The sequence below is a fragment of the Lysinibacillus pakistanensis genome (genome assembly GCF_030123245.1).
Classification (GTDB): domain Bacteria; phylum Bacillota; class Bacilli; order Bacillales_A; family Planococcaceae; genus Lysinibacillus; species Lysinibacillus pakistanensis.
In genome coordinates this window covers 2,726,528-2,745,087 of the sequence record NZ_CP126101.1, presented here as the reverse complement: position 1 = coordinate 2,745,087, position 18,560 = coordinate 2,726,528, and the positions used below count along the sequence as shown (strand labels likewise).

21 protein-coding genes and 2 pseudogenes are annotated in these 18,560 nt (G+C 35.5%); 7 read left to right on the top strand and 16 right to left on the bottom strand.

Going from position 1 to position 18,560, the window contains the following annotated elements:
• The first annotated feature begins 1 nt into the window (after position 1).
• Genes QNH24_RS13530 through QNH24_RS13515 form a run of 4 tightly spaced genes read left to right on the top strand, consistent with a single transcriptional unit; the run spans position 2 to position 2,531 of the window.
• Complete coding sequence (locus QNH24_RS13530) at positions 2-292, top strand: thiamine-binding protein (RefSeq protein WP_054770681.1); 291 nt, start codon at positions 2-4, stop codon at positions 290-292.
• On the top strand, positions 292-1,062 hold the full coding sequence (locus tag QNH24_RS13525; RefSeq protein WP_283872838.1) for an ABC transporter permease: 771 nt from the start codon (positions 292-294) through the stop codon (positions 1,060-1,062). Before QNH24_RS13530 ends, QNH24_RS13525 begins: the two co-directional genes overlap by 1 nt.
• Positions 1,040-1,789 carry an ABC transporter ATP-binding protein gene (locus QNH24_RS13520; protein WP_283868116.1) on the top strand — a complete coding sequence of 250 codons (750 nt, stop codon included), beginning with the start codon at positions 1,040-1,042 and terminating at the stop codon, positions 1,787-1,789. The genes QNH24_RS13525 and QNH24_RS13520 overlap by 23 nt, the downstream gene beginning before the upstream one ends.
• On the top strand, positions 1,779-2,531 hold the full coding sequence (locus tag QNH24_RS13515) for a TatD family hydrolase (RefSeq protein WP_283868115.1): 753 nt from the start codon (positions 1,779-1,781) through the stop codon (positions 2,529-2,531). Before QNH24_RS13520 ends, QNH24_RS13515 begins: the two co-directional genes overlap by 11 nt.
• Before the next feature lie 24 nt (positions 2,532-2,555).
• Here the strand turns inward: QNH24_RS13515 and QNH24_RS13510 are convergent, their stop codons facing one another.
• The 5 genes from QNH24_RS13510 to QNH24_RS13490 form a co-directional block, all read right to left on the bottom strand.
• Positions 2,556-2,732 carry a hypothetical protein gene (locus QNH24_RS13510; protein WP_283868114.1) on the bottom strand — a complete coding sequence of 59 codons (177 nt, stop codon included), beginning with the start codon at positions 2,730-2,732 and terminating at the stop codon, positions 2,556-2,558.
• Positions 2,733-2,830: 98 nt separating this feature from the next.
• The gene (locus tag QNH24_RS13505) at positions 2,831-4,375 is read right to left on the bottom strand and encodes a solute symporter family protein (RefSeq protein ID WP_283934541.1); all 1,545 of its coding nucleotides are present in this window, start codon (positions 4,373-4,375) and stop codon (positions 2,831-2,833) included.
• Positions 4,376-4,386: 11 nt separating this feature from the next.
• A complete protein-coding gene (locus QNH24_RS13500) occupies positions 4,387-4,725 on the bottom strand; it encodes a DUF485 domain-containing protein (protein WP_283868113.1) in 339 nt (112 codons plus the stop codon).
• 493 nt (positions 4,726-5,218) lie between these two features.
• The gene (locus tag QNH24_RS13495) at positions 5,219-6,772 is read right to left on the bottom strand and encodes a solute symporter family protein (RefSeq protein ID WP_283868112.1); all 1,554 of its coding nucleotides are present in this window, start codon (positions 6,770-6,772) and stop codon (positions 5,219-5,221) included.
• Positions 6,773-7,108 carry a DUF485 domain-containing protein gene (locus QNH24_RS13490; protein ID WP_283868111.1) on the bottom strand — a complete coding sequence of 112 codons (336 nt, stop codon included), beginning with the start codon at positions 7,106-7,108 and terminating at the stop codon, positions 6,773-6,775.
• Positions 7,109-7,696: 588 nt separating this feature from the next.
• Between QNH24_RS13490 and QNH24_RS13485 the strand changes: the two genes are divergently transcribed.
• On the top strand, positions 7,697-8,284 hold the full coding sequence (locus QNH24_RS13485) for an SCO family protein (protein ID WP_283868110.1): 588 nt from the start codon (positions 7,697-7,699) through the stop codon (positions 8,282-8,284).
• Positions 8,285-8,637: 353 nt separating this feature from the next.
• Here QNH24_RS13485 and QNH24_RS13480 read toward each other — a convergent pair whose 3' ends face one another.
• The 4 genes and pseudogenes from QNH24_RS13480 to QNH24_RS13465 form a co-directional block, all read right to left on the bottom strand.
• Positions 8,638-8,919 carry a hypothetical protein gene (locus QNH24_RS13480; RefSeq protein WP_283868109.1) on the bottom strand — a complete coding sequence of 94 codons (282 nt, stop codon included), beginning with the start codon at positions 8,917-8,919 and terminating at the stop codon, positions 8,638-8,640.
• A gap of 8 nt (positions 8,920-8,927) precedes the next feature.
• Positions 8,928-9,317, bottom strand: coding sequence for an SHOCT-like domain-containing protein (locus QNH24_RS13475; RefSeq protein ID WP_283868108.1), 390 nt, complete (start codon positions 9,315-9,317; stop codon positions 8,928-8,930).
• Between the two features lie 13 nt (positions 9,318-9,330).
• Positions 9,331-9,696 (bottom strand): DUF2089 domain-containing protein, encoded by a 366-nt coding sequence (locus tag QNH24_RS13470; RefSeq protein WP_283868107.1) that lies wholly within the window; start codon positions 9,694-9,696, stop codon positions 9,331-9,333.
• Positions 9,697-10,007: 311 nt separating this feature from the next.
• Positions 10,008-10,193, bottom strand: a pseudogene (locus QNH24_RS13465) (arsenic resistance protein); the annotation flags it as partial.
• Positions 10,194-10,604: 411 nt separating this feature from the next.
• On the opposite strand from QNH24_RS13465, the gene QNH24_RS13460 reads away from it, so the two are divergent.
• Complete coding sequence (locus tag QNH24_RS13460) at positions 10,605-10,892, top strand: autorepressor SdpR family transcription factor (protein ID WP_283868106.1); 288 nt, start codon at positions 10,605-10,607, stop codon at positions 10,890-10,892.
• On the top strand, positions 10,889-11,515 hold the full coding sequence (locus tag QNH24_RS13455; protein ID WP_283868105.1) for an SdpI family protein: 627 nt from the start codon (positions 10,889-10,891) through the stop codon (positions 11,513-11,515). The genes QNH24_RS13460 and QNH24_RS13455 overlap by 4 nt, the downstream gene beginning before the upstream one ends.
• A gap of 1,302 nt (positions 11,516-12,817) precedes the next feature.
• On the opposite strand, the gene QNH24_RS13450 is transcribed toward QNH24_RS13455, so the two are convergent.
• From QNH24_RS13450 to arsD, 7 genes and pseudogenes are all read right to left on the bottom strand, one after another.
• Positions 12,818-13,774 (bottom strand): acetyl-CoA carboxylase carboxyltransferase subunit alpha, encoded by a 957-nt coding sequence (locus QNH24_RS13450; protein WP_283868104.1) that lies wholly within the window; start codon positions 13,772-13,774, stop codon positions 12,818-12,820.
• Complete coding sequence (gene accD / locus QNH24_RS13445) at positions 13,767-14,615, bottom strand: acetyl-CoA carboxylase, carboxyltransferase subunit beta (protein WP_283868103.1); 849 nt, start codon at positions 14,613-14,615, stop codon at positions 13,767-13,769. The genes QNH24_RS13450 and accD overlap by 8 nt, the downstream gene beginning before the upstream one ends.
• A gap of 21 nt (positions 14,616-14,636) precedes the next feature.
• Positions 14,637-15,275, bottom strand: a pseudogene (locus QNH24_RS13440) (FadR/GntR family transcriptional regulator).
• Between the two features lie 302 nt (positions 15,276-15,577).
• Complete coding sequence (locus QNH24_RS13435; RefSeq protein ID WP_157059193.1) at positions 15,578-15,751, bottom strand: hypothetical protein; 174 nt, start codon at positions 15,749-15,751, stop codon at positions 15,578-15,580.
• 399 nt (positions 15,752-16,150) lie between these two features.
• Positions 16,151-16,432, bottom strand: a complete 282-nt coding sequence (locus QNH24_RS13430) for a Fe-S cluster assembly protein HesB (RefSeq protein WP_089932649.1) — start codon at positions 16,430-16,432, stop codon at positions 16,151-16,153.
• A complete protein-coding gene (gene arsA, locus QNH24_RS13425; protein WP_283868102.1) occupies positions 16,429-18,198 on the bottom strand; it encodes an arsenical pump-driving ATPase in 1,770 nt (589 codons plus the stop codon). Before arsA ends, QNH24_RS13430 begins: the two co-directional genes overlap by 4 nt.
• A gap of 1 nt (position 18,199) precedes the next feature.
• Positions 18,200-18,559, bottom strand: a complete 360-nt coding sequence (arsD, locus tag QNH24_RS13420; RefSeq protein ID WP_283868101.1) for an arsenite efflux transporter metallochaperone ArsD — start codon at positions 18,557-18,559, stop codon at positions 18,200-18,202.
• Between the last annotated feature and the right edge of the window lies 1 nt (position 18,560).

Genomic DNA, 18,560 nt, shown 5'->3' with positions numbered 1-18,560 from the left:
CATGGCAAACTCATTAATCAGTGTGCAAATTATTCCGAAAACAGAAAAATATGAAGATGTTATTCCATTTGTTGATGCGGCCATTGCTATTATTGATGCCTCAGGCGTGAAATATGAGGTGCACCCTTTAGAAACAACAATGGAGGGTGAGCTGACAACGTTATTACAAATTATTGAACGAATGAATATTAAGATGATAGAGCTTGGTGCCATCAATGTTATTACACAAGTGAAAATTTTATATCAACCATCCGGTATTACAATGGATACATTAACGGAGAAATACCAGTGATGAAGCAGGCAATACAAAAGGGAAGGTCGATAATTTTTATCGCCTTCCTCTTATTCATATGGGAGCTAATCGTGCGTTTAGCAGACATCCCACATTGGTTATTACCGTCACCAAGTGCTATTTTAACAGAAGGGATACGATCGTTTGAAACATTTATGCCTCATGCCTTTGCAACAGTACAATTAGCTTTACTAGGACTTACGATTGGCATATGTTGTGGACTAGCAGTTGCTGTTCTCCTACATCGTTTTTCATTTATTCGAGAGCTATTTTATCCCATTCTTATTATGTCACAAAACGTTCCAATACTTGTCCTAGCGCCCTTGTTAATTATTTGGTTTGGCTTTGGTTTATTACCTAAGCTTATCATTATTTGCCTGGTATGCTTTTTTCCGATTGTTATTGCAGCAATGGATGGCTTTCGTCAAACCTCACCAGAGTTGAAGCATTATTTTGAGATGATTGGGGCAACAAAGGCACAAACCTTTTGGAAGCTAGAATGGCCATTTGCATACCCATCTATTTTTTCGGGCATTAAAATTGCCGCTACCTACAGCGTTATGGGGGCTGTTATTGCGGAATGGCTAGGTGCTAAAAAGGGGATAGGAGTCTATATGACATTGGCACAGTCATCATTTCGTACAGATCGTGTGTTTGTGGCCATTTTGGCTATTATATGCTTAAGTTTAGTGTTATTTAGCGCTATTCGACTGCTAGAAAAAATCATTGTGAAGGGGAGAGGATTCCATGCTAAGCGTTCAAAATATTGATAAATCCTTTGATTCTCTTCAGGTCATTCAAGATTTATCCTTTGAGGTAAAGGACGGTGAATTTGTGGCAATCATTGGTCCATCTGGTAGCGGGAAAAGCACGCTATTTCAACTAATTGGTGGTGTTTCTTCTATTGATAAGGGAGCCATTTTATTAGATGGTACAGATATACAGCAAAAAAGAGGAACTATTGGCTATATGCCTCAGCAACCCTGCTTACTACCATGGCGAACCATTTTAGAAAATGTCACAATTGTAGAGGAGCTTCAGCAAAAGCCGAATGTGGAACTTGCCAAGGAGTGGTTAGCAAAAGTGGGTCTTGCTTCATTTATTAATGCCTATCCGAATGAGCTATCTGGCGGTATGCAACAACGAGTGTCCTTTATCCGTGCAATAGTTAGTGACAAGCCTATATTATGCTTAGATGAGCCATTTTCTGCACTAGATGAGTTTACGAGACTGGAAATGCAGGCTTGGCTATTATCCATTTGGGAAAAATATCGAAAATCCATTTTATTTGTTACCCATAGTATTGAGGAAGCGCTATTTTTGGCAGATCGGATTATTGTGCTATCAAAACGGCCAGCAACAATTAAAAAAGAAATAATTGTTCCTTTTGCACGACCACGACAAGAGAAGATTCGTCATTCTGAGACATTTACAGCATTAAAAGAGCAATTATTTATGTTTTTAAAAGAAGAAAAGGATGATGCTTATGTTGATTGATGCTCATATTCATTTAGATCAGTATCAAGACAACGAGATACCCTCTTTACTAGAGGCGGCTGAATATGTTATTGCTGTCAGTATGAATCTTGCATCATGTGAAAAAACATGGATGCTATCGAAAACCTATAAAAATGTAAAGGCTGCATTTGGCTTTCATCCGGAGCAAGTCTTACCTAGTAAAATGGAAATGGATGCTTTATTTAATTGGATACGTCAACATGCTCATGAAATGATAGCAATAGGGGAAGTAGGTTTGCCTTATTATTTAAAGCAAGAAAAATCTATTGATTATCGTCCATATACAGCATTATTGGAAAGGTTTATTTTGTTAGCAAAGGAATTAGATAAACCAATTATTTTACATGCCGTTTATGAGGATGCAGCATTTGTTTGTGATTTGCTTGAAAAACATCAAGTAACGAAAGCCCATTTCCATTGGTTCAAGGGAGATGAGAAAGTAATAGAACGCATGATCCAGAATGGCTATTTTATTTCTGTTACACCTGATTGTACATATGAGGAGGAGATTCAACAGCTTATTACGAGATATCCAATCGAGCTAATCATGGTAGAAACGGATGGGCCTTGGCCATTTGAAGGTCTTTTTGAAAATAAACGTACATCTCCCTGGATGATGAATCATTCTATAGCGGCTATTGCATCAATAAAGGGGATATTAACACAGGAAGCGGCTCAAATAATTACACAAAACACTAGATCATTTTACAATCTATCATAAATAAAAAAGCAGTATATAGAATGTTTATTCATCTATACGCTGCTTTTTGTATTTTGTGAAGTTGCGTTCTAAGGTTTCTTGCCTTGTCTTTGTGACACGTTCATGTGTACTAAAAGGGGAGGATTGACGATCGATTTCAACATTTTTTCCTTTTGTACGCTTTAAATGCATACGTTTCTTTTTGGCTTTTGATTGTGACATAGTAATACCTCCAATTGCTTATTATCAATATAATACTGAATAAAACAGAAAATGTAAAACCTCGTAAGTAACTTACTTACGAGGTAGTTGTCATATTATTAGTGAGATACGTCTTGTACAGAAATACCTGTGTTTGCTTTAACATCCACTTCGCGATATTTCTTGTCATCACTTTCTTTAGAAAGTAATGTTCCAATGAAACCACCAAGGAAACCAAGAGGTACCAAAATTAATGCTGGATTTGTTAACATAATTAACGGTTCACCCACGAAAATTGCTTTTCCTTCAACTGGATTCCAGATGTTTGGTGACACTGCAACAAGTACTAATGCAGAGATTAAGCCTGTTAACATTGCCGTTACAGCACCAGCTGTGTTAAAGCGTTTCCAATAAATTGTATAAATGATTACTGGTAGGTTAGCAGAACCTGCAATACAGAATGCAAGTGATACTAAGAACGCTACGTTTAATGTTTGTGCACCAAGTGCTAAAAGGATAGAAACAATTGAAATTGTAATCGAACCGATACGAGCTGCAAGTACTTGCTCTTTTTCTGTAATTTTTCCTTTTTTAATGATTTGACCATAAATATCATGAGAAAGGGCAGACGCTCCAGAAAGTACAAGACCTGCTACTACCGCTAAAATTGTTGCAAATGCTACCGCACAAACGAATGAGAATAGAATGTCGCCACCAAGTGCTTCTGCAAGAAGTGGAGCAGCCATGTTACCAGCTGCGTTTGCCTCAATAATAGCTTCTTTACCAACGAATTTTGCTGCACCGAAGCCTAGGAAAATTGTTAGTACATAGAAGATACCTACAATCCATGTAGCCCAAATAACTGAAGAACGAGCTGTCTTCGCATCTTTTACTGTAAAGAAGCGCATTAGGATGTGTGGAAGACCAGCAGTACCTAATACAAGAGCGATTAACATTGAAATTGTATCAATACCATTTGTATATTTAAGACCAGGATTTAAATAAGCTGCACCGCTTTCAGTAGCAGTTGACATATCCTTGAACATTGTAGCAATGCTGAAGCCGAACTCTTTTAATACTAAGAATGAAATAATGACAGTACCTAACATTAAAAGACATGCTTTAATAATTTGTACCCAAGATGTAGCAGTCATACCACCGAATAATACATAAGTTGTCATCATAACACCTACGATTAACACGGCAATCCAATAGTCGATCCCTAAAAGTAATTGAATAAGTGCTCCTGCACCAACTAGTTGTGCAATCATGTAGAATAAAACAATTGTAATAGTGCTTAAAGCTGCTGTACCACGAACCTTTGAGCTATCAAAACGCGCTGTAATCATGTCAGCTAAAGTAAATTTACCAAGGTTACGTAATGGCTCTGCAACAATGTATAATACCACTAAGTAGGCTACTAAATAACCGATAGAGAAGAAGAATCCATCAAATCCAAATAATGCAACTGCACCTGCGATTCCTAAGAAAGAGGCTGCTGATAAATAGTCACCAGCAATAGCTAGTCCATTTTGCCAGCCTGTTAATCCACCGCCTGCAGTATAGAAGTCACTTGCTGAAGAAGTACGTTTAGATGCCCACCATGTAATAACTAATGTTAAACCTACAATGGCAACGAAAAAGAATATGGCTGTAAAACTCATTCCTCCATCATTCATCGGCGGCCACCTCCGTTCTCATATTCAGCGATAATCGCCTTTGCTTCTTTATCGTAGCTATTTGCTTTTGCTACATATAAATGACATAACCCCCATGTCATAATGAATAATCCTGCTGCATAAACCCACACCCAAGTGATTTCCCCAAATGCCTTTTGGTGTAGAATTGTCGTGTACGAAGTAAGAATTGGTAGCAACATATATGCTGCTAAAAAGATTACAGTCATAGACCAAAGAAATGAATTCTTTCTTCGTACAAGTGCTTTAAACGATTGTTGATTTGCAATTGCATCATAGTCAATCACGACGCCCTTGTTTGCTTGATTGTTCGCCATTAACATTCCCCATTTTGTGTTTATTTTTACTGCTTCAAGACTTGATTTTGCTAGTTAAGTGAATTCACATCTTCATTTTATGAGACAGTTCACAAAATTGCAATACATTTCAGAAAAATTATGTAAAAAAAATTTTTAGAAAAATAGTCTTAGAAGAGAAAATATATGACAAAGCCTAGAAATATAGGGGTTTTGGAAAATTCAGATAAATATACGAAACGAGGACAAATCTAGATTTTAAGGCATAAAATAAGGTTAAAATTTGAAAATAAAATTATTTTTTCCATAAAAATTAAACACTATTTACCTAGTGAAAATTGGGTTTTTTCTGTTTTTTGGAAATAGAATAGTATTGTTCAATAAGTAAATTGGTAAAATTTTTATAATAAAAAAGTAAAAAACTCGATAAAAAATCGAGTTTTTTACTTAAATTGTTAGTGTTGTAGAACAGATAGAAGCATATATGAAATTTGAGTTTGTAAAGTGCTAAAAATTAATGTGAAATATCAGAAACAGATACACCTGTATTTGCTTTAACACGAATTTCCTTGTAAATGCGATCTGCTTCTGCCTGTGAAACTTTGCTAGAGGAAAGAACAGAACCTAAGTAACCAGCGATAAAGCCAAGTGGAATTGTAATAATGGCTGGCACGGCTAAAGGCACAATAGGGTTACCAACAAAGATTGCCGCTCCTTCAACAGGACTCCATACATTTGGTCCCATCGCACCTAAAATTAAACACGATACTAAACCAGTTACCATTGCTGATACAGCACCTGTGGAATTGAATTTTTTCCAATAAATTGTGTAAAGAATAACAGGTAGATTTGCTGAAGCACCAATACAAAATGCAAAGGAAACTAAGAACGATACATTTAGGTTTTGCGCAAATAAAGCAAGGATAATCGATACAATGGCAATCGAAATAGAGCCAGTACGAGCTGCAAGAACCTGTTGCTTTTCAGTTAATTTACCACCTTTAATAATTTCACCATAAATATCATGAGAAATCGCAGAAGCACCTGTTAAAACTAGGCCTGAAACAACAGCTAAAATAGTGGCAAATGCTACTGCACCGATAAATGCCATTAACACATCTCCGCCTAAGAACTGAGCAAGAAGTGGGGCAGCAGTGTTACCTGCTTTACTTTCAGCAAGTATTTTATCTATTCCTACAAAATTTAATGCACCAAAGCCTAAGAAAATAGTTAATGAGAAGAAAATAGCTGTAATCCAAGTAGTCCATGAAATAGAAGACCGAGCAGTTTTTGCGTCTTTAACAGTAAAGAAGCGCATTAAAATATGTGGTAAACCAGATGTACCTAAAACAAGGGCCATCATCATCGAAACAGAATCAACCGTACTTGTATATTTTATCCCTGGTACAAGGAATTTTTCACCGTGATCAACAGCGATTGTATCAAACATCTTCATAAGAGAGAAATCAAATTTAACTAATACCAGTGTAGCTAATAAACCTGTCCCAAATAATAGAAGACTTGCTTTAATGATTTGAACCCAAGATGTAGCAGTCATACCGCCAAACAATACATAAGTTGTCATCATCACGCCGACGATTAACACAGCAATCCAATATTCAATCCCGAATAAAAGTTTAATAAGAGCACCAGCACCTACTAGTTGAGCAATCATATAAAGAATAACGATAATAATTGTTCCTGAAGCTGCAACTCCACGGATACGTTTTTCATTAAAACGAGCAGTTAGCATATCAGCTAATGTATAACGACCTAAATTACGCATTGGCTCTGCAATTACATATAATAGAACTAAGTTTGCTACTACATAACCAACAGAGAAGAAAAAGCCATCAAAACCTGTTAAAGCAATTGCACCAGATACACCTAAAAATGCGGCTGCAGATAAATAATCACCAGCAATCGCAAAACCATTTTGCCAGCCTTTAAGGCCTCCTCCAGCAGTATAAAAATCCGCTGCAGACGACGTGCGCTTTGCAGCGATATAGGTAACAACAAGTGTTAATCCAACAATTGCTAAAAAGAAACCAACAGATACCAAGTTCATTTATTTTCCACCTTTCGCATGATATTCTGCTAGCACGGCTGCTGCAGCTTTATCGAATGAAGAAGCTTTTTTTACATATACTGTACAAAGTACGATTGTCATAATGAATAACCCTGCTGAATAAATCCAAACACCTGTAATATTTCCGATGAATTTTTGTTGTAGTACAGGCTGGAAAGCAAGGATTGGCAGCAAGATATAAAGAATTAAAAATGCTGCTGTAATTGAGAAAAGAAAGGTATTTTTCTTTTTCACGAACTTGTTGAACGATTCCATAGCTTCAATTGCACTATAATCAACTGATTCTACATTTTTGTTACCAGAAATGTTTGCCATTATTATTCCCCCTAAAGTGTTATATTTCTGTTTTAAACGGCATATTTCTTTCTTTATCGCCGTTATATTCACTTATTTTATGAGGTATATTCTTATAATGCAATACTAAATTTTGAGTTTTTATAATTTTTAGTCTCTTTATGTTTATGGAAATAACATAGAAATAATAAGGATTTAATAGAAATATTCCGTACGAAAGAGAACCGAATTACCTACTGGAATAATATTATTGAAATAGTTTAGTGATAATAATTTTGAATGTAGGAGAATATTTAAACATGAAAGAGAATTTTAATGAATTTGTTATTGTGCTATCAAATAATGGAAGATTAAAAAAAGCAGAAAAACTTTGTTATATAACAATTATCTGATCCCTTGGGAAATAACCAAAATAGTAAAAAACAGCTTGAAAAAAATTTTAAAAAAATGAGAATTATCTGGAATATACAGGGGTTTGTTATGGGAAAATCATACAAAATACAAAGATTGGACATATTAAATTGTAAGGTTTAGACCATAATCTTGTATTTAGTGGGTAGAATTTATACAATAAAAATAGTGGTAAATTGAAGGGAAGTGGGCAAATTAATGAAAAAGAAAAGTATAATGCTTGCATTGATACTAGCATTAAGTAGCATTTTGGCTGCTTGCGGTAGCTATAAATTTGAACCAGAAATGAATATAGAGGTACAGGATTTTTCAGTAACAAATCAACACAATGAAAAGGTGAATCTAGAGAATTTTAAAGGCAAGCCATGGCTGGCGATGTTCATTTTTACAAACTGTAATACCATATGTCCACCAATGACGTTTAATATGACAGATGTCCAAAAAGCGCTAAAGGATAAAGGCTTGGAAGACTATCAAATTGTAGCTTTTAGCGTTGATCCAGAAGTTGATAAACCAGATGTTTTAACGAATTATTTAAAAACATACTCAATCCCGGATGAAAGCAAATGGCAGCTATTGACTGGCTATGATCAAAAGTTTATTGAACAGTTTGCAATGAAATCGTTTAATTCACACGTAAAAAATGATCCAAATTCTGACCAAGTTATACATATGGGAAGATATTACTTAGTCAATGCAGACGGTACAGTTGTTAAAGATTATGATGGCACAACAGATGTACCAGTTGATACAATTGTGGCAGACATAAAAGCTCTATCAAAATAAATGGTTTATATTACAATTTAAAGATATGGATAACTTCTGATGGGGCTGTCCCAAAAGAGAATTTATATCCAAAAATGAATAAAAAGGTGAATGACAGAAATGTTGATAAATCAATGTTTCTGTCTTTTCAATTTCCTGTGATTTTACTCCAAAAGGCTGTGAGACAGCACCGTATAATTTAAGACAGAGAAATTGCTATTTAAAAAAATTAATTGAAAGGGGAAGGGGAATTTATATAATGAGGTACCTAACATTAACCCCGTCCTAAATCTAGAACGGGGTATATTCTATATTGTTTCAGCTTTTTATTAGTGAAATTAGGTATTTTCTTGAAAATGTCAGTAGCCAGTATTCTAAAGTCTAACCTTAACCTCCGTACCGTCCTTAGCTTTGACATCTACAAGTACGGTACCTTTATAATTTTTCAGTTCCTTAACAATAGGCATTAGCATTTTTTTGTCTATTTGTGGTAAGAAAAGGTTTATTTTTTTTCTTTCGGAGTATTCTTTGGTCCATTTGTTGACATGCTGCTGCAAAAAATTAGAAGACAAAATAGAAAGAACAATGTTTAAAATAGCGTATGGAACTGGGATAGTAAACCGAATATCCTTTGCTTTTACTTTTACATGCATCATAAGCAACACTACTCAATAAAGACCGCAACGGAATCCCCGTTTGCCGATTTAATATCAACAATTTGGCCATCTAATTCGTTTTCGATTGCTTCTATAATAAGGTTTATGTCTATATCCTTCACATATTTTTCCGACTGTGGAATACTAGCTGCAATGCTATGTCCAGCCATTAATACTACCTTAACAAGTTTAATAGGCAAATTGACTGTGACGTTATCATTTTCTGCTGAGACAACACGGATTTTTAATGTTTTATCTAAATAGCTAGTAGTTTTTTCAAAAGACTTATTGCCTGTTTCTTCTTTCTCTTGTAATGCTTGAATGAGTTCCAATCCTTTATCCGCATCAATTTTCCCTTCTTGAATCATTGTTAACACTCTTGTAATTTCCTCTTTCATGATAAATTCCTCCTTATTCTTCTTTTAAAAGCTTAATGGCTTCTTCAGGTGTGATTTCACCATTTTCCAACATGGTTACAACCTTTTTCTTATCTACTTCATTTTTCTTCTTTTGTACATAGCCAAGGGAAGAAATAATATCAGTTAGCTTACCTCGAACCGTTGGATACGAAATCCCTAGTTCCTTTTCAACATCTTTAATATTCCCTCTGCATGTTAAAAATACCTCCACAAAATGAAGCTGATCCTTTGACAAGGTTGCCAGCTTCGATAATTCAAACTCATTTTCAATCGTAGTGTGGCAATAGGAACACTGCAACTTTGTAATTTTCAATGTTTGACTGCAGACAGGACAATTTGTAATTACTTTATATGCCATAATAAGATTCCTTTCTTTTAGTTTATTAGATTATACAATAAGGAATTGAAAATATAAATAATAATATTTAATTTTTTTAAACTAAAAATTAAACAATGTTAATAATTGAATTAATAATATTGAATTTTGTTACCCAGAATACGATTCCTAGATTTTGAGTTGCTGATTCAAATAAAGAACTAAAAATAAAGAGGGAGGAATCAACTTAAAAGTATTGGTTTGAAAGCCTGATTCGTGTACTTGTCAGGTGAAATAAACGAAAAGAACGTGTTTGAAATAAGTTTTTTCAAACACGTTCGATAATATTATTTTTATTTTCGTAAAATTAGATTCGGAACTATACGAATATAAATTATTTCCCCTATAATTTCAACAATGGTTTGTGTGACAATAATGGCGGCTACCAATGTATTTAAATGATTCGGTAATGATAAGGCTAGGGGAAGAACAACAAGTGAATTACGTGTAGATCCACTAAAAATTAATGCTCTACCAGATTAGTTAAGTATTATTTTATTAATTTTCAAATTTAACGTTTTTGGTAATCACTTCTGGCTCGATGATCAAACGTACAATATTGGATTTAGCATGTGGGAATCGCAAATATGTAAAAATAAACGCGAACCTAGATACATGTTTTTTTGGAACTAAATTGGAGGTGTCACAGATCAATGGGAAATACTCTAATAAATATCAAGCATAAGTAAATCAGATATTTTAGAGTAGCCAAGTTTACTAGAAGATAGCATTACTGCTAAAGAGAAAAAAGATACACTTGAATAAATTCAAACAACCTTTTGTCACTTCTGGTTATTTGCAATATTGACAGAAATACACCAGCGTGTTTTAATTTAATTATTAAACAATTATTTAAATGTTTAAATGTAATAGGAAAGGGAGATGATAATATGACGTTAAATCTTACATTCAAAGCGCTCTCCGACCCGACTAGACGTAAAATTCTTGATCTGCTTATGGATAAGGATTTAACGGCTGGGGAAATAGCCGATCATTTTCAGATGACAAAGCCTGCGATTTCTCATCATTTGGGCTTGCTTAAGCAAGGGGATTTGGTATGGGACGAAAGGCAAGGGCAGCATGTTGTTTACTCAATCAATACTACTGTATTACAGGAAGTAATGAAGTGGTTTATGCAATTCAATAATAACAAGGGAAAGGGAGAGGAACAATTATGAAAAAGTATTGGTTTCCGGTGTTGCTTTTCATTATAGCTGTGTTAGCAAGTGTATGGAGCTACCCACAGCTTCCTGAAAACATTATTTCCGCTTCAAAGTATCGAAGTGATTCTACCGCTACTCCCAAAGAGTTTATTATGAGCATGATTCCAGTAATGATGTTTTTTATGCTTGTCTGCATGGCATTGATCCAGAAGCTTGGATTGAATAAAAAAAACCCGCGCTCCGTTGGGCCGGTTAATGCGATTCTGAACGGCGTCATTCTTATCCTCCTGCCAGTTCACGGTCTGGTATTGGCCTATGGCATTGGTAATCCATTTAACGTGGATATCATTGCTCCTCTAGTTACAGGTGCTGTGTTCATTGTGATCGGTAATTTTATTCCAAGAATGAGAGGGAATTTAGGATCCAGCCTGACTACTTCCCAATACGATACCAATAACGGCATCGAAATTCGCAAATCTCACCTTTTCATGGGGCGAGTTTATGTATCAGGTGGCTTCATCATGCTAGTTAGCACACTCGTGCCTGGTGGCGCATCTTTACCAATCTTTATTACACTGCTTTTGCTTACTGTAATTATCTCAATTATTGGGTATAACACAAGGTTGCAACGGGTATAAGAAATCTGCCCTGAGATTATTAAAAAAGTTCATGCCTTCAGTTATTTTAAAATATACCATGTAGAGTAAACCCCTAAAAAAGTCTACCTTCAGGGTATATTTTTGTATTATTAAGAAACTCAACTAGAGAAATACATATAGTGTTTCCATTGGTTCGCGACTAGATTTAGCTCTTTATCCGACTTAACATCTTTCTTTTAAGAAGAGGCTTAAAATGGAATAGAAGGATTTATATGAGGTATTAAAGATTTATAAAGAGAGAATCGATACAGGAATGGCTACCTTTCAAACAGAAGTGCCAAGTGAACGTGAATGGGACGAAGGACACCATGCAAAATTGCGTTTAGGCAGGGTTTTGGACACTTCAATCATCTATCTTTGCCAACAATACATCAAGTATTCAATTTTAATCAATCATGTATTCATGGATTATTATTATTATTACAGTAAAAACATTTGAGTGAACCTATGAAAAATAAAAAAAGAAGACACCAAAGTCTAAAATTTGAAGTGAGTTTAGACTTTGGTGTCCATGTTCAAAGTGATTTTGTCTCATTATTAATAGTATACTTTTCAATGATACATAACTTCCTATAATTTATATTATGTAAACTAAAATTATTTGGCGTGGAGGAGGGCTTGAATATGTCAACTACCCATAAACTTTTCTGTATATGGACAAGAACTTTTAGACAAATTGGACAAGAACTTTTAGACACTGCCACAAACCCACCTTCTTTGCACGAGGATTTTAAAGCATTTTGATTCTTTGGACAAGAACTTTTAGACACTTTATTTTTTATGAAGACAAGAACTTTTAGACATTTTATTCTTTGTATTCAAGAATATATAGGATTTTTTTATTTTTTAGGACAAGAACTTTTAGACACTTTATTTTTTTATGAAGACAAGAACTTTTAGACATTTTATTTTTATGGACAGATGAAAACTCATAAAGTTTAAATTACTCTGTGTAAATGGTCACTTAAAGCAAATTAATAAGACACAAAAGTGTTGGTTTGGAATAAAGTTTGATTAAAAGTTTGTTGCAATCGTTGATTTTATAATAGAAGAAACCCACGCATTTTGAAAAAAGTTTGATCAAAATGCGTGGGTTTTATTTAAATGCGAAGTTATTTTTATCAAACTATATTACAAATAATCGAACTTTATTATAAATGATCAATCTTTTTTACAAACTACAACTCTTTTTTCTTCCATCATTAGGATATTAATTTATTTAAGAAACATTTTTTATCTCTTTACGAACAAATTCACATGTCCAATAACCTAAAAATGAATTTAAACTTCTGTATATTGTCCAATCTTTCTGAATTTCTCATAGCGATCTTCAATTAATTGTTCGCCATTTAGAGAATTCAATGCTTTTAGTGTGACGCTTATACATTCTTTTATATAAGATGCTTGCTTCGCAACATTGCGGTGTGCTCCACCAGTTATTTCAGGGATTATTCCATCAATAACGTCGAGCTCTTTTAAGTCAGGTGCTGTTATACGCATTGCTTCTGCAGCTTGCTTCCCTAGGCTACCATCTCGCCATAAGATCGATGCAGCCCCTTCAGGCGAGATAACCGAATACGTTGAGTTCTCTAACATAAAGACGCGATTAGCTACCCCTAATGCAATGGCACCCCCACTTCCGCCTTCCCCAATAACAATACTAATAACTGGTACTGTTAGAATCGCCATTTCAGAGAGAGTTCTAGCAATGGCTTCACTTGGGCCGCGTTCCTCGGCTGCCTTACCCGGATAGGCTCCTTTTGTATCAATAAAACAAATAATTGGGCGCTTAAATTTCTCAGCTTGCTTCATTAAGCGTAATGCCTTACGATATCCTTCAGGGTGTGGCATACCAAAATTTCGTCGAATATTTTCTTTAGTTGATTTTCCGCGTTGATGTCCAACAATTGTTACGGGCTGTTCTTCAAAGAGAGCAATTCCTCCAAGAATAGCTGCATCATCACCAAATGTACGATCTCCATGTAACTCAATAAAGTTTTCACACATAGCTTCTATATATTGTAAAGTAGTTGGTCGTTCTGGATGTCTAGCAACCTGTACACGATCCCATGGCTTCATATTGGCATAAATAGATTGTTCTAGCTGTGTTAGACGTGTTTCAAGCTTTTCGATTTCGCTTGTCATATCTACATCTGCCTCTGTAGCAATCGTTTTTAATTCATCAATTTTTTCTCGTAATTGTACTACTGGTTCTTCAAAAGCTAAATTTTTAGACATGTTGCACACCGCCTTTTGTATGCATTTTTACAAGCATTACTACTTGATTTCGTAAATCCTTTCGATGGAAAACTGCATCAAGCTGACCATGCTCTAGTAAAAACTCTGACTTTTGGAAATCATTTGGTAATTTTTCTCTTAATGTTTCTTCAATGACACGGCGACCAGCAAAGCCAATCAATGCTTGTGGTTCAGCAATATTAATATCTCCAACAGAGGCAAAGCTTGCTGAAACGCCACCGTATGTAGGATGCGTCATGATCGAAATAAATAATAGTCCTTCTTCACTATGACGTTTTAATGCCACACTCGTTTTTACCATTTGCATTAATGATAGAATACCTTCTTGCATGCGCGCTCCACCACTAGCAGTAAAAATAATAACCGGTACACGTAATTCAATAGCTTTTTCAACGGCACGTGTGATTTTTTCTCCTACAACGGAGCCCATTGAGCCCATACGGAAATGAGAATCCATAATGGCTACAACAATTTCTTCTCCATCAAGAGTACCTAACCCAGTCAGTACAGCTTCGCTTAATCCCGTTTGTTGTTTAGCCACTGAAATTTTTTCTACATAATCAGGAAAATTAAGTGGATTACTTGTTTGTAAATGATCATCCATTGAAACAAATGAACCTTCATCTAAGAGATATGCTACGCGCTCCTGTGCAGTCATTTTGAAATGATGGTCGCATTTTGTACACACTTTATGATTTTTTTCTAATTCTTTTGTTAACTGAATGTGACGGCATTCTGGACATTTTGTCATAAGTCCTTCTGGAAATCCCTTTTCCTGTCCGTCCTCTTTCTTTTTACTAAATAAGCTACGTATTACCATGTTTTACTCCCCCTTTGTTGTCTAAATGCCTTGTTCAGCATTCATCCACTGTTCGTAAGCTTTTAATGCTTCTTTTTCATAGCCAAGCTGCATCGATTTCAACATAGTTTGAATGATTAATTTTTCTTCTTCTGTTGAGTTTCGATTTAAACGGTCACCGGCATAAACTGCTAACTGAAACCAGACTTTTAGTGAAAGACGATTTCCTGACGTGATGATTATTTCTCGTAAAACATCCCGACAATTAATCGTACTTTCTATCTCTAGCTTTACAAAAAAACTGCCCCACACTGGTAGTGTTCGCAGAGTCTCTGTACAACTTATAACGCGAATGGCTTCCTTTTCATGAATTTGTCGCGTTAATTCGACATCCTTTTTGATTTTTCATCTTCTAATATAAACATCGACAATATTTCTACGAGCTGATGCTTTTGTAGAAGCTAGAAACGTACCTTCCCCATGTCTCGTTTCAATAAGACCTAATAACTCTAAACTTCGCAATGCCTCTCTCACAGAGGATCGCTCGACACCTAGACGTTCTGAAAGGACTCTTTCGGAAGGTAACTTTTCACCAGCCTGTATTTTTTCTATTTTAATAAGTTGTCGTAATTGTTGGACGATATCTAAAAACACTTTCTTTTGTTCGGTTTTTTTATCCATACGATCAACTCCTCGGTCAATCTATTCGCCTTGGAATAATTATTGCTGTCGCTTTCCTTTCGCGCAGATAAACAATGCATCCAAAGGCTTTATCTTCATTCAGTATCTTCATTCAGTAGGTGTTTAGATACCTACTAAAAAGAAACAAAATCCACCACCTTCAGATGATGGCGTCTCTTACTGAATGAATTCAAAAGTGGTCTGGCCACTTTTGAAGTTGGCTTTATCTTACAAAATAATTATTTGAAAGTAAAGAAAAAACTGCATAAAAATTTATGCAGTTTCTAAAATTCCCTTCAATTTCATATTCTTTTCGTCGTTTGTGCATATTTTATTTTCACTTGAGGTCTACCAAAGCGCTTTTCAAGCGTTCTCTCAATGTAAAGCAATTCATCTTCTAGTAAAAGCTCTTGAACAAGATGAAAAACTTGCGGGAATAAGGTTACAGAAACCGTTCCAAACTCATCCTGAAGCATGTAAACGGCGACCTACAAGGAAAGCACGTACCTGGCATCGTCCGGACGTGGCCCACTGAGCCAATACCCAGGGTTATTAATCGTAACTTTTTTATAATCGTCGCGACTTTATTTTAAACATCGTATCCTTTTTATAAACATCGCAACTTTATTTCAATTCTACAAAAAGTTATAGTAATTTAAACTTTTGTGTCTTTAGTTTCATTGATTTCTCGCGAAGGTTTTTGATTAATTATATCCCAAGCTCTTTAAAGTTGTTTAATCCTTCTTAATAAAATCTTTCTCAATTTATAAGTCAAAATCTAATAAGGATAGTACTTTTTTGGCAATATTACGCTCTTTCCCGATATAGGGATAAGAGTGGAATATCGTCTTCTCTCTTCATAATAAAATCACCTCTTAGCAAGATTTTGGTGAATATCCTACTAACACTAAACCTAGTTCACCATTCTCTTCTTCTGCATGAATCGTAACATCTGTTAATTGTGGTGCAATATCAGGATGAATAGCAACTTCGATACCTTCAATTGTCTGTACAGTATCATCTTCTGTTGGTGCTTCTATGCCTACACCTAAATTAACTCCGCAGCATCCTGCAATACCGAAGAAACGAAGTGTTTTTACCTCTGAATCAGCTAATACCTGCTCTATATAATTTTTACCTTCTGGACTCATTTTCATTTAATGTTCTCTCCTTTAAGTTCATGTAAACCTTTTGTTCCAACTGGTGGCGTTTTTACCCATGGAATTGCCACGAATTGATTGTTACTGATGGATTTGATTTCTTCTAGCCATTTTGTTTCGGCTTGTTGTTTTTGTATTAATGTTGGACTTGTTGTTTTGATAGATGAAAATGTCTGATTGACAACCCACCAACCAACAGATAAACCAGCTCGCTGTAAATCTTCCTGTAAACGTGTTGCTTCAAAAACAGGTGTTGCTTCAGGCAGTGTTACGATTGCTACACTTGTATAACTTGCATCACGTAACCGTGGTAACAAGTTTGAAACAGCTGGAGGGATGTCACCTTGTGAACGGCTTATTTCACGATGATAAGCTTCTGTCGCATCTAGTAACAACAACGTATGGCCAGTCGGTGCTGTATCAATAATAATGACTTCATCTTGATGATTTTCTACAACATTGGCAAATGCTCGGAATACTGCAATTTCCTCGGTACAAGGAGATGCCAAGTCTTCTTTCACAAATGCTAAGCCTTCTTCATTCATTGTTTCACTTGCTTTTGCAAGCACTTCTGCCTCATAATTTGCAACTTCTACCTTCGGATCAATACGACTTACCGTTACATTTTTAACTTTGTCATCACCGAACGTCCAATTTAAATGCGCTGCTGGATCAGTCGTAGTTAAATGCATGCGGATACCCTCTTCTGCTAAGCGTAGGGCAATATACGAAGCAACTGTTGTTTTACCAACACCACCTTTACCCATTGTAAAAATAAGCTTCGGTTTACGTTCTAAATAGTCAGCAATCATTTCTTCTACTTCAGGGATCGTCATACCTTTGTCTGCTTCATTTTCATGTGTGATATCTTGATTTGTCATCCATGCTTGCATACGCTCAATACTTGATAATGAGTATGGTACAAACGGTAAGTAGTATTGGTCAAATTGCTTTAACTCTTTAGGAATTATCTCTAATGCCTCGGTTTGGCGGGCAATGAATGCCTTCTCAATTTCATCATTAGAACTAACATTTTTCATATATCCGTTAATTAGTAAAACCTGATTTTGAATGCCGATTTCAAACAATTCATGAGAAGCACGTGCTGCCTCTTTTAATGGGTTTACGTCTGGACGTGTCACGAGCATTAGTGTTGTTTGATTGGCATTTTTTAAACGTTCAACAGCCTTTTTATAGATATCACGTTGCGGCTCTAGTCCTTTTAGTGGACCTAAGCAAGATGTACCGGTAGTGTTATCATCTAAAAACGTAGACCATGCAGAAGGAAGTTGTAATAAACGTAGTGTATGTCCTGTTGGTGCCGTATCGAACACAACGGTATCAAATTTTTCAATCACTGAAGTATCAGTCAATAGTGTCGCAAATTCATTAAAGGCAGCAATTTCTACTGTACAAGCGCCTGAAAGTTGCTCCTCCATATTTTGTAGCACCACATCAGGCAGTTTCCCACGGTACGGACCAACCATTTGCTCTTTGTATTGTTGTGCTGCTTGTTCAGGGTCTAAATTTAATGCAAATAAATTGTCTATACCTTCAATTTTTGTCGGGGTATTAGAAAGCGTTTGGCCGAAAATATCTTGTAAATTGGATGCGGGATCTGTACTAATTAAAAGTACTTTTTTCCCTTCATTTGCAATGGCTATTGATAGACTACAAGCAACTGATGTTTTTCCAACGCCCCCCTTCCCCGTGAAAAACAAGAACGGGGTATCAGGGAAATGACTTCTTGTAAAGCGTTCCATTTTACGCATCTCCTTTTAGAGATAAGCGTACTTTGGGTTTTTGTAATAATTCTTCTTCAGTAAGCCCTGACCACTGTGAAAACTGTGCATTAGTAGGGTATTTTCCTTTACAGAGTAACTCTCCATCTACAAATGTTGCAGGCAAGGCATCCATTCCTTCTGACATTAGAAGCTGATTGATGGCTTCGTTTTCTACAAAGGCATTTGGTTCATTTGTTAGATTAAATCGTTCAGCTTCCATATCTGTTTTCTTTAAATTATTCATGACAAATGACATGCGTAATAACTCTGGATCAATAGATGGTCCACATAAACCCGTAGAACAGCACATTGCTGGCTCATAAATATGAATTTTTTTCATT

Coding starts and splice junctions, on each gene's coding strand:
- QNH24_RS13515 (WP_283868115.1), top strand. CDS start 1,779: ATGTTGATTGATGCTCATATTCATTTAGATCAGTATCAAGACAACGAG.
- accD (WP_283868103.1), bottom strand. CDS start 14,615: ATGGTAATACGTAGCTTATTTAGTAAAAAGAAAGAGGACGGACAGGAA.
- QNH24_RS13460 (WP_283868106.1), top strand. CDS start 10,605: ATGACGTTAAATCTTACATTCAAAGCGCTCTCCGACCCGACTAGACGT.
- QNH24_RS13490 (WP_283868111.1), bottom strand. CDS start 7,108: ATGGCAAACATTTCTGGTAACAAAAATGTAGAATCAGTTGATTATAGT.
- QNH24_RS13480 (WP_283868109.1), bottom strand. CDS start 8,919: ATGATGCATGTAAAAGTAAAAGCAAAGGATATTCGGTTTACTATCCCA.
- arsA (WP_283868102.1), bottom strand. CDS start 18,198: ATGGAACGCTTTACAAGAAGTCATTTCCCTGATACCCCGTTCTTGTTT.
- QNH24_RS13520 (WP_283868116.1), top strand. CDS start 1,040: ATGCTAAGCGTTCAAAATATTGATAAATCCTTTGATTCTCTTCAGGTC.
- QNH24_RS13500 (WP_283868113.1), bottom strand. CDS start 4,725: ATGGCGAACAATCAAGCAAACAAGGGCGTCGTGATTGACTATGATGCA.
- QNH24_RS13485 (WP_283868110.1), top strand. CDS start 7,697: ATGAAAAAGAAAAGTATAATGCTTGCATTGATACTAGCATTAAGTAGC.
- QNH24_RS13430 (WP_089932649.1), bottom strand. CDS start 16,432: ATGAAAATGAGTCCAGAAGGTAAAAATTATATAGAGCAGGTATTAGCT.
- QNH24_RS13530 (WP_054770681.1), top strand. CDS start 2: ATGGCAAACTCATTAATCAGTGTGCAAATTATTCCGAAAACAGAAAAA.
- QNH24_RS13495 (WP_283868112.1), bottom strand. CDS start 6,772: ATGAACTTGGTATCTGTTGGTTTCTTTTTAGCAATTGTTGGATTAACA.
- QNH24_RS13505 (WP_283934541.1), bottom strand. CDS start 4,375: ATGAGTTTTACAGCCATATTCTTTTTCGTTGCCATTGTAGGTTTAACA.
- QNH24_RS13525 (WP_283872838.1), top strand. CDS start 292: ATGAAGCAGGCAATACAAAAGGGAAGGTCGATAATTTTTATCGCCTTC.
- QNH24_RS13455 (WP_283868105.1), top strand. CDS start 10,889: ATGAAAAAGTATTGGTTTCCGGTGTTGCTTTTCATTATAGCTGTGTTA.
- QNH24_RS13510 (WP_283868114.1), bottom strand. CDS start 2,732: ATGTCACAATCAAAAGCCAAAAAGAAACGTATGCATTTAAAGCGTACA.
- QNH24_RS13470 (WP_283868107.1), bottom strand. CDS start 9,696: ATGGCATATAAAGTAATTACAAATTGTCCTGTCTGCAGTCAAACATTG.
- QNH24_RS13450 (WP_283868104.1), bottom strand. CDS start 13,774: ATGTCTAAAAATTTAGCTTTTGAAGAACCAGTAGTACAATTACGAGAA.
- arsD (WP_283868101.1), bottom strand. CDS start 18,559: ATGAAAAAAATTCATATTTATGAGCCAGCAATGTGCTGTTCTACGGGT.
- QNH24_RS13475 (WP_283868108.1), bottom strand. CDS start 9,317: ATGAAAGAGGAAATTACAAGAGTGTTAACAATGATTCAAGAAGGGAAA.
- QNH24_RS13435 (WP_157059193.1), bottom strand. CDS start 15,751: ATGCTTCAGGATGAGTTTGGAACGGTTTCTGTAACCTTATTCCCGCAA.